At 71.8% G+C, this 13,770-nt stretch carries 11 protein-coding genes and 1 pseudogene; 6 read left to right on the top strand and 6 right to left on the bottom strand.

Annotated features, from left to right (window positions below; genetic code table 11):
* Positions 1-55: 55 nt before the first annotated feature.
* The gene (locus tag RKD23_RS36675; RefSeq protein WP_424857667.1) at positions 56-1,447 is read right to left on the bottom strand and encodes a pyridoxal phosphate-dependent decarboxylase family protein; all 1,392 of its coding nucleotides are present in this window, start codon (positions 1,445-1,447) and stop codon (positions 56-58) included.
* A 169-nt stretch (positions 1,448-1,616) separates the two neighbouring features.
* Positions 1,617-2,150 (bottom strand): hypothetical protein, encoded by a 534-nt coding sequence (locus RKD23_RS36670; RefSeq protein WP_424857666.1) that lies wholly within the window; start codon positions 2,148-2,150, stop codon positions 1,617-1,619.
* 296 nt (positions 2,151-2,446) lie between these two features.
* Here RKD23_RS36670 and RKD23_RS36665 point away from each other — a divergent pair, with 296 nt between their 5' ends.
* Positions 2,447-4,453, top strand: a complete 2,007-nt coding sequence (locus tag RKD23_RS36665) for an ABC transporter ATP-binding protein (protein WP_424857665.1) — start codon at positions 2,447-2,449, stop codon at positions 4,451-4,453.
* A gap of 4 nt (positions 4,454-4,457) precedes the next feature.
* Here RKD23_RS36665 and RKD23_RS36660 read toward each other — a convergent pair whose 3' ends face one another.
* Positions 4,458-4,847 (bottom strand): VOC family protein, encoded by a 390-nt coding sequence (locus RKD23_RS36660; protein WP_424857664.1) that lies wholly within the window; start codon positions 4,845-4,847, stop codon positions 4,458-4,460.
* A gap of 139 nt (positions 4,848-4,986) precedes the next feature.
* Between RKD23_RS36660 and RKD23_RS36655 the strand changes: the two genes are divergently transcribed.
* Both RKD23_RS36655 and RKD23_RS36650 read left to right on the top strand, forming a co-directional pair.
* Complete coding sequence (locus tag RKD23_RS36655) at positions 4,987-5,634, top strand: TetR/AcrR family transcriptional regulator (RefSeq protein WP_424857663.1); 648 nt, start codon at positions 4,987-4,989, stop codon at positions 5,632-5,634.
* A 157-nt stretch (positions 5,635-5,791) separates the two neighbouring features.
* Positions 5,792-7,891 (top strand): HelD family protein, encoded by a 2,100-nt coding sequence (locus RKD23_RS36650; protein ID WP_424857662.1) that lies wholly within the window; start codon positions 5,792-5,794, stop codon positions 7,889-7,891.
* 27 nt (positions 7,892-7,918) lie between these two features.
* On the opposite strand, the pseudogene RKD23_RS36645 reads toward RKD23_RS36650, so the two are convergent.
* Positions 7,919-8,373, bottom strand: a pseudogene (locus RKD23_RS36645) (nuclear transport factor 2 family protein).
* A gap of 180 nt (positions 8,374-8,553) precedes the next feature.
* Between RKD23_RS36645 and RKD23_RS36640 the strand changes: the two are divergent.
* A complete protein-coding gene (locus RKD23_RS36640; protein WP_424857661.1) occupies positions 8,554-10,566 on the top strand; it encodes an NACHT domain-containing protein in 2,013 nt (670 codons plus the stop codon).
* Between the two features lie 22 nt (positions 10,567-10,588).
* Here RKD23_RS36640 and RKD23_RS36635 read toward each other — a convergent pair whose 3' ends face one another.
* A complete protein-coding gene (locus RKD23_RS36635; RefSeq protein WP_424857660.1) occupies positions 10,589-11,455 on the bottom strand; it encodes an endonuclease/exonuclease/phosphatase family protein in 867 nt (288 codons plus the stop codon).
* 217 nt (positions 11,456-11,672) lie between these two features.
* Between RKD23_RS36635 and RKD23_RS36630 the strand changes: the two genes are divergently transcribed.
* Both RKD23_RS36630 and RKD23_RS36625 read left to right on the top strand, forming a co-directional pair.
* On the top strand, positions 11,673-12,455 hold the full coding sequence (locus RKD23_RS36630) for a maleylpyruvate isomerase family mycothiol-dependent enzyme (protein ID WP_424857659.1): 783 nt from the start codon (positions 11,673-11,675) through the stop codon (positions 12,453-12,455).
* Positions 12,456-12,521: 66 nt separating this feature from the next.
* On the top strand, positions 12,522-13,064 hold the full coding sequence (locus tag RKD23_RS36625) for a GNAT family N-acetyltransferase (protein ID WP_424857658.1): 543 nt from the start codon (positions 12,522-12,524) through the stop codon (positions 13,062-13,064).
* Between the two features lie 114 nt (positions 13,065-13,178).
* Here the strand turns inward: RKD23_RS36625 and RKD23_RS36620 are convergent, their stop codons facing one another.
* Positions 13,179-13,679: a hypothetical protein gene (locus RKD23_RS36620; RefSeq protein ID WP_424857657.1), complete on the bottom strand. Its 501-nt coding sequence runs from the start codon at positions 13,677-13,679 to the stop codon at positions 13,179-13,181.
* Positions 13,680-13,770 lie beyond the last annotated feature (91 nt).

The raw sequence follows: 13,770 nt of genomic DNA, 5'->3' as shown, positions 1-13,770 counted from the left end.
GCGGGTGGGCCACGCGCCCGGTTCACTCCCCCGCATCAACCAGCCGGTCCATGCCTCATGGAAGCGCCGCCGCGCGCTGGATGGCGTCGAGCGTGCGAGCCACGTCGTCGTCGCTGGTGGACCAGTTGCTGACGGAGATGCGCATGACGCGGCGGCCCTGCCAAGTGGAGCCGCTGATCCAGGTGGTGCCGTCGTCGAGGAGGCGGTGGATGATCCGGTCGGTGCGTGCGTCGGTGTGTACGTCGTTGGGTGCGTCGTCGTCGAAGGCGGCGCAGACCTGGGTGAAGACGACGTCGTTGAGCACGGTCGCGCCCTCGATGGCGGCGATGCCCTCGGCGAAGGCGGTGGCGTGCCGGCAGAGTCGTTCGACCAGGTCGGCAACCCCTGTGCGGCCCAGGGAGCGCAGGGCCGCCCAGACGGGGAAGGCCCGTCCGCGGCGGGAGAGTTCGGGGACCGTGTCGATGGGGTCGCCGCGGGTGTCGTGGATCAGATAGGCGCCCTGGTGGCCCATCGCGGAGCGCAGTGCTGCCGCGTCGCGGACCATGGCCAGACCGCAGTCGTAGGGGACGTTGAGGGTCTTGTGGGCGTCGGTCGCCCAGGAGTCGGCGTCGGGGCATCCCGCGGTCAGGGGTGCGTACCGTGGGCTCGCGGCGGCCCAGAGGCCGAAGGCCCCGTCGATGTGGACCCAGGCATCCGCCTCGCGGGCGGCGCCGATCGCCGGCTGGAAGGGGTCGAAGGCGCCGCTGTGGATGTTGCCGGCCTGGAGGACCACGATCGTGGGCCCCGGCGGACCGGCGGCCAGGGCCTGCCGCAGGGCGTCGGGCCGGATGCGCCCTTGGTCGTCGGCCGGCACGGACTCCGGCTCGCCGAGGCCGACGTAGCGCAGGGCCAGATCGACGCTGATGTGGCGCTCCGCGCCGACGAGGACCCGCACTCTCGGCCCGCCGGCGAGGCCGTCACGGACGGTGTTCCAGCCGGTACGGCTCAGTACGGCGTCCCGCGCGGCGGCGAGGCAGGTGAAGTTGGCCATGGTGGCACCGGTCGTGAAGCCGACCCCGCAGTCCGCGGGCAGCCGCAGCAGATCGAGCAGCCACGCTGCGGCGATGTCTTCCGCGGCCGCGTAGGCGGGGGACGCCGCACGCATCACGCAGTTCTGGTCCCAGGCGCTGACCAGCCAGTCGGCGGCGAGCGCGGCGGGGTGGGTGCCGCCGACGACGAAACCGTAGAAGCGGCCGCTGGGGAAGCCGGTGAGCCCCGGCTCACAGGCGGTGGCGAGCAGGTCGACGACCTCGTCGGGCGGCGTCGGACCAGCGGGCAGGTCCGTGCCGAGTGCGCGCACGATGTCCTCGGCCGCAGCACGCGCGGGAACGGGCCGGTCCGACAGGCCGGCCAGCCAGCGCAGGGCCTGGTTGTACGCCTGGAAGAGCGCCCTCTCGCGCGCGTCCATACCTCGCACTATGTGACGGAGGTCGTGGGCGTGCAAACCGAGGGGTGTGCGCTGGTGCTGCTGGGGGCTTCGGAGGACTTTCAGGCCTTGGGAGCCCTCATTGTGTGGCGGGGCCTCATTTGGTCGGCTCGCCACTCGACCCTCCCTGCTGCGACGCCTCGGTGTGCCGCTATCGCTCGGGAGCCGCGAGCACAGTCCTGGCTTCTTGGACGAAGTCGCGCCGCGCCTGCTCCAGCGCCACCTTGTGCTCTCCGAACATGCGGACCCGCTGCGCGAAATCCGCTGCGGGAAGACGCAGGGCGTTCGCCATGGCCCGGATTTCTTCGTGGAGCACGGCGGCAAGGTCGGCCATGCTGTCGGGGCCTGTGATGGTCACCGCTGTCACCGATCGCTGCAGCGCCTCCAGAGCGGCGTTGGTGGGAGCCCACAGCTCCCTGTGATCGGCCCCCTCCTCCCAGCCGGGCTGGGCGCGAGCAGTGATGACCGAGCTGAAGCCGGCCTCTGCCTCGCCGCACCGGTCGAGGACAGCCGCGAACGCCGCTTGCCGCTCCTGGCGCAACCGGTGCCTCACATCGACGGCCTCTTGGTCACGCACCTGGCGCCGGACGACCCGGCCTTGGACGAGCGCGCCGCCGAGCGCCCCCGCCAGCGTGCCGGCGATCCCCAATGCGGCAGCCCACACAGCTGCGTCCCCCTGATCCATGCCACGCATCATGCCGACTCGTCGCCATCGGCATCGAACCGGGCGTCCGGCGTCGTACCCGCCGGTTCCTGACGCTGTCCGGCACGGCCGTCGGCCGAGGGCTGCCCCAGTCTCGGCGTTTCGGCCAACCCGGTCCCGGCGGTGCGCTCATGCGTGGCAAGGGTCGGTGTACTGCGCAGCTTCGGCGAACCGCTCAGCTCCGGGCCTCCAGCCCGACCGAAAGACATGTGTTCGAAACGCGGTGCGGGTCGTTGAACCCGACGAACGAGCCGTGACCGTCAGACGGAGGGCCGACGTTGACATCAGCCGAAGCACATCAGGACGCGCCGCCGGACGCGCGGAAGACGGCGGCGGACGGGATCTCGAACGCGGAGCGTGAGCTGTACGGCGGGCGGCTGCGCTACGACCAGTCGTACGTACGCCACGAGGGCCCGCTGACCCGGCTGGGGTTCGGGCACATGGCCGCCGAGCTGCCGCGCATGGTGGGGATGGTGCTGCGCACCGGCTGGCGGACGGACCGGCGGGCACTGGCGGGCGTCGTGGCGGCCGAGCTGGGTCAGGGTGTGACGGCGGGCTGGGGGCTGGTGGCGGTCAACAGCGTCCTCACACAGCTGTTCTCCGACGGCCCGACCGCGGACAAGCTCCGTGACGCCCTGCCGTCTCTGGCGGTCCTGGCGGTTGCGGCGGTGGCGACGGCGCTGCTGTCGGCGTGGTCGACGGCCATGTCGGGGCGGCTGGAGCCTCAGGTGGAGCGGGCGGTCTCCGCGCGGTACTACGCGGCGGTCACCCACGTCGAGGTGGAGGCGACCGAGCGGCCGGAGGTGCAAAGGGTCCTGGAGGCGGGCCGGTTCGGCACCGACTCCGCCCGCAGCATGCTCCGGCTGTCGGTGGGCGTGGGCAACGTGGTGATCGGTATGGCGGCGGCCGCCGTCGTCCTGGCGTCGCTGCACTGGGCGCTGCTGCCGATGCTGCTGGCCGTCGCCGTGCCGAAGGGGTGGGGAGCGGTCCGCTCCGCGCGCCGCGAGTACGTCTCACGCCTGAACTGGGTCGACCACCGGCGGGCGATCGCCTCCCTGCTGGCCTACCTGATCCGCCCGCACGCCGCCGGAGAGATCCGTGTGCACGCGGCCGGGACCAAACTGCTGTCCAGCTACGAGGAGATGTCCCGGCAGACGGAGGCGGAACAGCGGCGGCTGGCCCGGGCGCAGGCCGGGACGGACCTGGTCGCGGGCGCCTTCGCCGGTCTGGCGTCGCTGGGCTGCTACGGGATGCTGTGGTGGCTGCTGGCCGACGGTGGTCTGCCGCTGGCTGTCGGCGGGACCGCGGTGATCGCCATCCGTACGTCCACCGCACGGCTCACCTCTCTCGTGCAGCAGGTCAACCGGCTGTACGAGGAGCTCCTGTTCCTCACCGACACGGAAGACGCCATCGACATGGCGACCGAGCACGCGATCCCGCGCACCGGCGCGCCGCTGCCCACGCCGGTACGGGAAGTCCGGGTGGAGGACGTGTCGTTCACCTACCCGGGCGCCGACTCCCCGTCTCTGAAGGGGGTCAGTGTGCGAGTTCCCCGCGGTGAGGTGACAGCCCTCGTGGGGGCGAACGGCTCGGGGAAGACCACGCTGACCAAGGTGCTGGCCGGTCTGCTGCTGCCCGCGGAGGGCAACGTGTGGTGGGTGGGTGAGTGCGGCGAACCGGTGGAACTCCGCGCGGCGGACCGGGCCCAGGTGTTCGCCTCGGTCGGGGTGCTGGCGCAGGACTTCCCCCGCTGGGAGATGACCGCCGCCGCCAACGTCGCCATCGGCGCCGGCGACCGCCCCCGCGACATGGACCAGGTCCGCAAGGCGGCCCGGGACGCCGACGTGCTCGACCTGATCGAGGGCCTGCCGCACGGCTGGGACTCGATCGTGTTCAAGGGGTACGAGCGCGGCGTCCAGCTCTCGGGCGGACAGTGGCAGCGGCTGGGCACCGCGCGCACGCGGTACCGCGGCGCGCCCGTCCTGCTCGTCGACGAGCCCACTTCGGCGCTCGATCCGCACGCCGAGATCGCCGCCTTCGAGAAGCTGTGGTCCCTGGCCCGGGAGGGGCATGCGGTCGTGCTCGTCACGCACCGGCTGGCCGCGACCATGAACGCCGACCACATCTACGTCCTCGACGACGGGTGCCTCGTCGAGGACGGCACCCACGCAGAGCTGATCGCCCGCGGCGGCCTCTACCAGAGCATGTTCACCGCCCAGGCCGCCCAGTACGGGCTCACCACCCCGACGGCAGACGTTGTGCCGACCCCACGGCCGAGCCCGTAGGGCTTCACGCCTCCTGAGGTGCGGCCCACTCCACGAACTGGACGATCACGCCGTTGGGGTCGGTGACCTGGAACAGGCGCTCGCCCCAGGGCTCCTCGCGGAGCGGCATGGTGATCGGGACGCCGGCGTCGCGCAGGCGCTGCTGGTGCTCCTGGAGGCCGGAGGCGACGGTGAAGGCCAGGATCAGGCCGCTGACGCGCTGGTCACGCTGTTCGGGCGGCAGCACCTCGATGCCGCGGGCGAGGAGGACGACATCGACCGCGTCGTCGTGGGTGAGGGCGGCGAAGCCGTCGGCGGCCTGGCGGACGGTGTAGCCGAGGTGGGCGGTGAAGAACTCCTGCGAGGCGGTGACGTCGTCGACGGTCAGCGAGACGGTGGAGGCGGTGAACTGCACGAGGCTCCCTGGGGTGGGTCTGGTCCGGTGTGGATACGCCAGCCTGGTACGACCGGCGTAATCTTGCTACCGACGTAAACTTAGACCTGGCAGCCTGCGAGTGTCAACATAAAAGTAGGACGGAGGTAAGATTGCACTCATGGCCACCGACACACCCACCCCTCCGGCCGGGCTGCGCGAGGCGAAGAAGCAGGAGACCCGGCAGCTCATCTCCGACCATGCGACCCGGCTGTTCATCGCCCAGGGCTTCGAGCGGACGACCATCGCCGAGATCGCCGCGGCGGCCCGTGTCGCCAAGAAGACCGTCACCAACTACTTCGCACGCAAGGAGGACCTGGCCCTGGACCATCAGGAGGAGTTCGCCGCTTCTCTGGCCCGGACGGTCGCCGACCGCCGCCCCGGGGAGTCCGCACTGGCCGCACTGCGCCGCGCGTTCGCCCACGCCGTCAGCACGCAGGACCCCGTCGCCGGGTTCTCCGGCCGGGAGTTCGCCGCGATGGTCGCCGAGAGCCCGACCCTGAGCACGTGCCTGCGGGGCCTGCACGACCAGCGCGAGCACCGGCTCGCCCAGGCGCTCGCCGAGGCCACCGGCACCTCGATCGACGACATCGGCACCCGGACCGCTGCCGGACTGCTGGGCGCCGTCCACCGCGTGCTGTTCCAGCGCATCCAGGAGCTCACCCTCGCCGGACAGCCCAACGACCGGATCGCCCGGACCGTCACCACCGAAGCCGGTCAGGCTTTCGACATCCTGGAACCCGCCCTGTCCGACTACGCCACCGCCTGACGGCCGCCTTTCCACGGCGGCCTACGGCCCTGGTGACGAAGGGCTTTGACGCACCGGAGGACACATTCGACGCAGTTTGGTCAACATTTACTTTTCCGGAATACGTCTGCATAGTGACGCCTCGAAATATTGGCGGGTCGACCGAGAGGGCCTTTTCTTGTCCCAGATCAAGGATGTTGCCGCGCGCGAGGTGGAGCTCGAGCGAGCTCAGGTCTCCGTCATGGGCGAGCTGTTCGACGAGCGGCTGGCCGAAGCGCGGGAGCAGCTGGCGCGTGTGCTCGCGAGGCCGTCCGACGGCGCGGGTGAAACGTACGAGAGGGAGGTGGAGGCCGGGCGGCTGACGCGGGAGATCCGTCGGCTGGAGGGAGCCGAGGACGGGCTGGTCTTCGGCCGGATCGACCTGACGGACGGGACCGTCCTGCGGATCGGGCGGCTGGGGCTGCAGAGGGACTCGGACGAACTGCCCTTGCTGGTGGACTGGCGGGCCGAGGCCGCGCGGCCCTTCTACGAGGCGACGCCGGTGCATCCCATGAGGCTTCGGCGGCGCCGCCATCTGCGGCTGACGGGCCGCACGGTGGTGGGAGTGAGCGATGAGCTGCTCGACGGCTCGGCGCCCACCGATCAAGACGTCGTCGGCGACGGCCCGTTGACCGCGGCGCTCCAGGCCAGGCGCACCGGGCGGATGGGGACGGCGGTCGCCACGCTCCAGGCCGAGCAGGACGCGATCGTGCGGTCGCCGCACCGTGGGGTGACGGTGGTGCAGGGCGGTCCGGGCACCGGAAAGACGGTCGTGGCGCTGCACCGCGCCGCCTATGTTCTGTACGCCTTTCCGAAGGCAGCCGAACGCGGCGTGCTGGTGCTGGGGCCGAACGCGCGATTCCTCGACTACATCTGCCAGGTCCTGCCCTCCCTCGGGGAGAACGACGTCGTCCTGGCGACCTGCGAGGAACTGGCCGGCGTCGTACCGGGCGCAGCGGATTCCTTCGAGGGGGCGCGCCTGAAGGGAAGTGTCCAACTGGCCGACGCGCTGGCCGCGTTGGTCCGCTCACGGCAGGCACCGCACGGCGACTTCGAGGTCCGGGTCGGGCAGGAGTGGATCCGTCTGCCGGACCGGGAGGTCGTACAGGCGAGGGAGTCGGCGCAGACCAGTGGTCTCGCGCACAACCGGGCACGCCGGCTGTTCAAGGAGTTGCTGGTCGACGCCCTCGTCCGTGAGCTCGCCCGCAGTGGCGCCGAGGCGCTGGAGCGTATCGACGCCGAGGTGGCGCAGCTGACCGGCCTCGACCTGGACCGGGTCGCGGCAGCGGACCTGCGCCGCCTCGGGGTGGACGACGCGCCCGCCACAGGGGCCGACGAGTTCGACGCCGACGCCATGCGGGCCGAACTCCTCGACGACGCCTCGCTGGACCAGGCCGTCGAGGAACTGTGGCCGCGGCTGACGCCGGGCGAGGTGGTTCACGCCCTGCTGGCGGACGGCGACGCATCGGCCGCGTATCCACGGCAGTTCACCGACGCCGAGCGGGCCCTGCTGCGGCGAGCACCCGGTGCGCCCTGGACGGACGCGGACGTGCCACTGCTCGACGAGGCGGCGAGCCTGGTCGACGGCCCACCGGAGCAGGCCTTCGGGCACGTCGTCGTCGACGAGGCACAGGAACTCACCGCCATGCAGTGGCGGATGATCGTACGTCGTTGTCCGGGCAGGTCGATGACGCTGGTCGGCGACTTCGCCCAGGCGGGCCCGGCGACGACGGCCCGGGACTGGGCCGACGCCCTCGGCCCGCACGTCGGCCGGCGCTTCGACCTGCGCACCCTCACCGTCAGCTACCGCACCACGCAGGAAATCCTCGCCACCACCGAGGAGTTGCTCGCCCGGATCGCCCCGGACCGGCCGCCGATCCGCTCGATCCGGCGCGGCGAAGAGCCCCGAACCCTCGCCGCCACCCCTGACACGCTCGTCACCGCCCTCCTGCGGGAGCTGCGCGAGCAAAGCGCCTCGTACGAGGGCGAGTTGATCGGGGTGATCTGCTCCGACGACAGGATGCGGCAGCTCGCGGACGCCGGAGTCGAGCAGCATGCCCGACTGGTCCCGGCCTCGCAGGCGCGCGGCCTGGAGTTCGACGCGGCCGTCGTGGTCGACCCGGACGGGATCACCGCCGCCCGCCCCGGAGGGGAGCGCGACCTGTACGTGGCCCTCACCCGTGCCACCAAGCGCCTGTGCACCCTCACCGTTCCGCCCGCCGGGAGGCCCACGGGCTGAGGACGGCCGCATCGAGCGGCCTCGGCGTCAGTCCGCCGGCACCGGCGCCGGTGCCGTGCAGGCGTCGGCGATGGCCCGCGTGTCCCAGTAGAACGGCCGGACCTCGGCGATCCGCCCGTCCCTGACCGTGATCGCCTGCAGGACCGGGAAACTGAGTTCACGGCCGGTCGCGCGAGCGCGAGCACGGACCTGTGTGAGCACGACCGCGGTCTCACCGGTGGCAAGGAATTCCCGCTCCACCATGTCGAACGACTCCCACACCTCCCCCATCACGACGAAGAACCGCCTCATGCCGTCGTGTCCGCGCCACGTGCCGCCGTAGGGCAGGCCGTCCGCCTGGTGCAGCACGACATGCGGCGAAAGAAGGGAGCGAGCAGATCGAACGAGGCCTCGTCGGGGCCTCCTGCCGCCAGATACTCCGCCTCAGCGGCATACATGCCGGTGAGGACCGTCACCGAGTCCGTGGAAGATGCCATCGTCATGCCGCCAGCCTGATCGTCACCGGCCGATCGCGCTGGCGGACATCGGACATCGTCGTTCGATCCGTGCTGCTGGAGGGCGAGTTCGGCGTGTACGGCGGGTATGCAGCAAGGCATGGCGGGATTCGGGGACGACGGGAACGGGAGAGGCGTCGAGCGGGGATCGCGCTCGCCGCGCTCCTGATGCTGGCCAGCGCAGCGTACGCGGTGGCCCAGTTGGCGCGCGGAGGGCTCGATCCGGCCGACACCGCCGGGCTGTTGGGGCTGCCGCTGGGGTCGGCCGGACTGGTGGCCGCGGTGGCGGCGCTGCGCCGCCCCTGGCAGGGCACGGACGCCGACCTCGTACGGCAGTGGGCGGCGACGCTGGCCGTCCTGGTGCAGCAGAACGAGCAGGAGCTGCGGCTTCAGCTGCTCGGCCGGGACACCCGGCGCATCGACCTGCGGTACACGCTGCGCACGGTGCCGGGGCGCGCGGCCGAGGCCCCGGTCGCGGGGCGCACCTTCCGGGACGCCGGCGCCCCTGGTGCGGACCCCGACCCGGCCCCCGACATCGCCGGGTTCTTCCGGACCACCCGGCCCGGGCGGCTGGTCATCGCCGGAGCACCCGGGTCCGGGAAGACGGTGCTGGCCTCGGAGCTGGTCCTCGCTCTGGTCGCCGAACGGGCCGACGGCGACCCGGTGCCCGTGCGCATTCCCATGGCTCAGTGGGACACCTCCCACACGCTGCCCGAACTGCTGGTGGATCACCTCACCGAGCGTCTCGACTGGCCCCGGGAGATGGCGCAGGCGCTGGTGGCCCACGGCATGGTGCTGCCGGTCCTCGACGGCCTGGACGAGATGGACCCGCTGCGGGCCGACGGCTCACCGGACCCGGAAGCCCGCCGGGCACGGGCCGCCGTACGGCATCTCAACGCCCACCAGCGGGGCCTGCACGCGGGTCCGCTCGTCCTCACCAGCCGGATCGCGCACTACGAGGCGCTGCTCGCGCACGAGCCGCTGCTCGACTCCGCGCTGGTGGTGATCTCCCCCGTGGCGTCCGCGCCCGCGCTGACGTATCTGCGCGAGCGCTGCCACGACCCCGCCCGCTGGCGGCCCCTGCTCGACCACCTCGCCGCCCACCCCTCGGGCGTGCTCGCCCAGGCCCTGTCGACCCCCTGGCGGCTCGGGCTGACCGCCACCGTCTACCGCTACCGCGGCGACCCGGCGGACCTGCTCGCGCTGCAGGACACCGCCGCCCTCGACCGGCACCTGCTGGCCCGCTACATCCCGGCCGTCGTGGCACCGGCCGCCGGCGACCCGGACCCGCCCCGCTACAGCCCGGATCAGGTCCACCGGTGGCTGCACCGCCTCGCCCGGCACCTGGCGGGGACCGGCGGCTCCGGGTATCCGACGACCGACATCTCCGTGCACGGGCTGTGGCCGCTGGCGGGGCCCCGCCGGGTGCGGGTGGCGGACGCGCTGCTGACGTTCTGCCTGATCAGCGCCGTCCTGCCGGGCGCCTGGCTGACCCCTCGGCCCGGCGCGGTGGCCTCCGGTGTGGTGGCGCTGGCCGGGGCGTGCAGCCTGGCGGCCGCACTCGCGATCAGCCCGAGCAGGCTGGACTGGCAGAAGCGGCACGTGCCCGGCCTGCGGGGCCGCTTCGTGGTGGGCCTCGTCGTCAATCCCGTCCTCGCCACCGTCGTCGGCATCGCCACCGGGCTGGCGCTCGGCGCGGCCCTCGCGGCGGCGGGCCACACCTCGGCCGGACTCGTCGCCGGTACGGTGGTCAGCTGGGTGTCCGGACTCGGCGCCGGCTTCCGCTTCAGCATGGCGGCCGGGCTGCGCGGGGCGCCCACGACCGCCGTCAGCCCTCCCGTCGCCCTGCGCGACGACACCGTGTACGGGCTCGTCTACGCCGTCTCCACCGGCCTGTTCGGCGGCCTCGCGGTCGGCAGCACGGTGGCCCTGCTGCTGGACCCCGCCACCGGCCTCGTCATCGGCACGGCCACCGCGATCGCCTCCGGCCAGGCCTCGGGCCTCAGCGCCGCCCGCCGCTACCTGGTCTTCCTCCTCTGCTCCCGCCGCCGACTGCCCTTCCGGCTCGGCCACTTCCTGGACTGGTCCTGCTCCGCCGGTCTCATGCGCTACTCCGGCCCGGCGTACCAGTTCCGGCACGCCGAACTGCAGCACTGGCTCGCGGCGCATCCGGTGCAGTGAGGGACCACAGCCGACCGAGCCCTTACCGAGGGCCGGACGACGCGGGCGACCGAGTGAGGTCCAGGTCCGTGTAGAGCATGTGGTGGTCCGAGTACTTGCTGGGCTGTACGCGATGTCTGAGTGCGGTGATGTCCCGCAAGAAGACGTAGTCGAACTTGCTGTACCAGTCGGTGGTCACGTCGCAGTCGCCGACGCCCGAGGGACGACACTGGGCGTCCGTGTCGGTGGCCAGTGACCACATGGGGCTGAGTTCGGGGGCGGTCGGCACGGCGTTGAAGTCGCCGAGGACGATGGCGCGGTCGTGCTGGGCGACCTCGGTGGCGAGGACGGCGACCTGTTCCGCTCGGACTGTCCCTTGGTCTCGTTGGGCGAGATGGGTGTTGAAGACCCGGACGGACCGGCCGTCCACCCTGGTGGTGACTGCCATGTACCCCCGGTCTTCGGAGCCGCCGTCGGGGTATTCCACATTGACGTGGTCCGTCATCGGGGCGGCCGAGAGGATCGCCTGACCATAGGCACCGGGCTTCCAGGGCGCTCCCCCGCACCGGCCCCACTTGCGGAGAACGGACCCGTACTCCACGTGGTAGACGAGCCCGTAGAGGTTCTCCAGATACTCCCGGATCCAGTCGACGTCACGCACGCACGCTTCCTGCAGGCCGATGACCTGCGGCGCGAAGGTGGCGATCTCCGCTGCCCGGTCGACGTTGCTCTCGTCGCAGGGGTTGCAGATGTTCCACGTCATGACCCGGTTCGCGACGACGTCCCTGGCGGCGTCGGCAGGCTGGTGCCTGGCGAAGAGGGGACTGCCTGGTGCACTGGGGCCGACGAGTACCACGCAAGCCACGATCGCGGCGCTCGCGAGCAACCGCGTGCTCCTTCCGAGCACCATCGCCTCCTCGGTCAGGGGACGCACAGGGCATCCGACGTCTCTGTGCACGAGGTTATGGGACGGACATCGGCACCACGTGCCTCCGGCCGTTTGCCGGGCTCACTACTTGAACTCCGGCCCGCAAAGGTGACCGTTGCGGCCTCTGTGACCAATGTGCTGCTTGTGACCGCTGTGAAAACCGGCGGCGGTCGTGTCGGCGGACTGGTAGACATCCAGCGTGGCAAAGACACTTGAGTTCCCCGACCTGCTGCGGCTGATCGACGAGCGGTCCACCGCGTTCCGGGCCGCAGTCGCCTCCGCGCCCGGCCTCGACGTGCAGGTGCCGACCTGCCCCGACTGGACGCTGTTCGATCTGGTGCAGCACCTGGGCCAGGTGCACCGCCACTGGGCCGCCAACGTGGCCGCGGGCCCTGCCGACGCCCCCGCGGCCGCGCCCTCTTCGCAGGACGCCCTTGCCACGCCCCGGGAGCGCGAGGCCCTGCTCGCCTGGTCGGCCGAGTCGACGGGCCTGCTGCTGAGCGCACTGCGCGAGGCCGGCCCGGACCGCGGTTGCTGGACGTGGTGGGGTGCGTCGCAGTCCCCGCAGACCTCGGGTGCCGTCGCCCGGCATCAGGTCCAGGAGGCCACCGTGCACACCTACGACGCCCAGGTCACCGTGGGCGCCCCGCAGCCGCTGCCGGGCGAGGCGGCGCTCGACGGTGTCGACGAGTTCCTCACCATGTGCTGCGCGACCCCGAGTGCCTGGCCGCATCAGCCCGCCGCCGTCGAGTTCCACGCCGGCGAGGGCTCCTCCTGGCGCCTCACCCTCGACGCCGACGGTGCACGGTCCACCCGTCTCACGACACCCTCCGCCGACGGGGACGAGGCCGGTTCCTCCGTTCATGGCACGGCCGCTGAGCTGGTCCTCTTCCTGTACGACCGGATCCCGGCGGACTCCCTGAAGTTCGACGGCGACCCGCACCTCTTCGACCTGCTCCTCGCCTGGGAGCCGGAGGAGTAGGACGGGACGACGCGGAACCGGCTTATTGGTTTGCCGCTGGTCGGCCCGTTCGGATAGGAAGCTCGCATGCTAAAGGGCAGCAAGGTCGGGCTGAGGGCTCGGCACGAGGACGACATCCCGGTCCTGCAGGCCGAACTTCACGACGACGTGGTCAACGCCTCGCGGGCCACCGGCCGGCCGTGGCGGCCGCTCACGCCCGGCTCCAAGGAATCGCCGTTCGTCGAGGACGACATCGAGCAGGGCCGTGTCGCCTTCTCCGTGGTCGAGCTGGACGGCGGCACCCTGGTCGGCACCGCGACGGTGTGGGACATCGACAACCACAACCGGGCCGCCCACATCGGGCTCGGGCTGCTGCCCTCCGCCCGCGGCAAGGGCTACGGAACCGACGTGGTCGCGGTGCTGTGCCACTACGGTTTCATCGTGCGCGGCCTCCAGCGGCTGCAGGTCGAGACCCTCGCGGACAACGCCGCGATGCTCCGCTCCGCCGAGCGCAACGGCTTCGTCCGCGAAGGGGTGCTGCGCTCCTCGGCCTGGGTGATGGGCGAGTTCCTCGACGAGGTGCTGCTCGGGCTGCTCGTCCAGGACTGGAAGCCGGGCGCGAACGGCTAGGCCTCCGTCCGGGCCCGGACAGGACGAGCTGAACGGGGTCGGTCCCACGGGCGGACCCGACGGCCCCCTCCCTCAACTGGGTGGGGCCGCCGGGCCTTGGGACGCCGGCCGTGATCAGCTGATGTACGAGTAGTCGGTGCAGGCGCTCGGTGTGACCCACTGGTGGGCCGAGATGCGGTTGTCGACGCTGAGGTCGCGCCGGTTCTCGAAGTTGTTGCGGGCGAGACCGTCGACGTAGAGCTCGCTGCCCTTCAGGCAGACGTAGCCGTCGTCCCAGGTGCCGGCGGGGTCTCCGGCCAGTCGGTAGAAGGCGACGACGGAGCTGGAGGAGGCCGTGTTCATCACGGACTCGGCGTTGTTGTCGTCGCTCCCGGTGAAGTCGCCTGCGGAGTCGCCCCAGTTCCAGTCGGCGGTGCCCTGCGCGGCGTCGCCGAGCCAGGTGCCGCCGCAGTTGGGCTCGGACCAGGCGTGGACGTGGTTGAAGCCGCGGTTCTGGTAGTCGTCGAACTTGGTGTCGCAGACGGTCGCCGCCTGGGCGGACGTCGTCGGCAGGCTCAGGCCCAGGAAGGCGAGGCCCACGGCGAGGGCCATCGTGGCGGGCTTGCGCAGACGCATGGTGTCTCCTTCGGTCGGTGCCTCCGAGTGCGGAGGCGAGGTGATCCGCGGCTGTCGCGCCGCGGAAGCTCTGGGGTGAGGCAGCGGGGTC

It is taken from the genome of Streptomyces sp. SAI-170 (assembly GCF_049739565.1).
Classification (GTDB): domain Bacteria; phylum Actinomycetota; class Actinomycetes; order Streptomycetales; family Streptomycetaceae; genus Streptomyces.
Note: the sequence above shows the minus strand (reverse complement) of the source record. Positions and strands in the feature narration are given on the sequence as shown.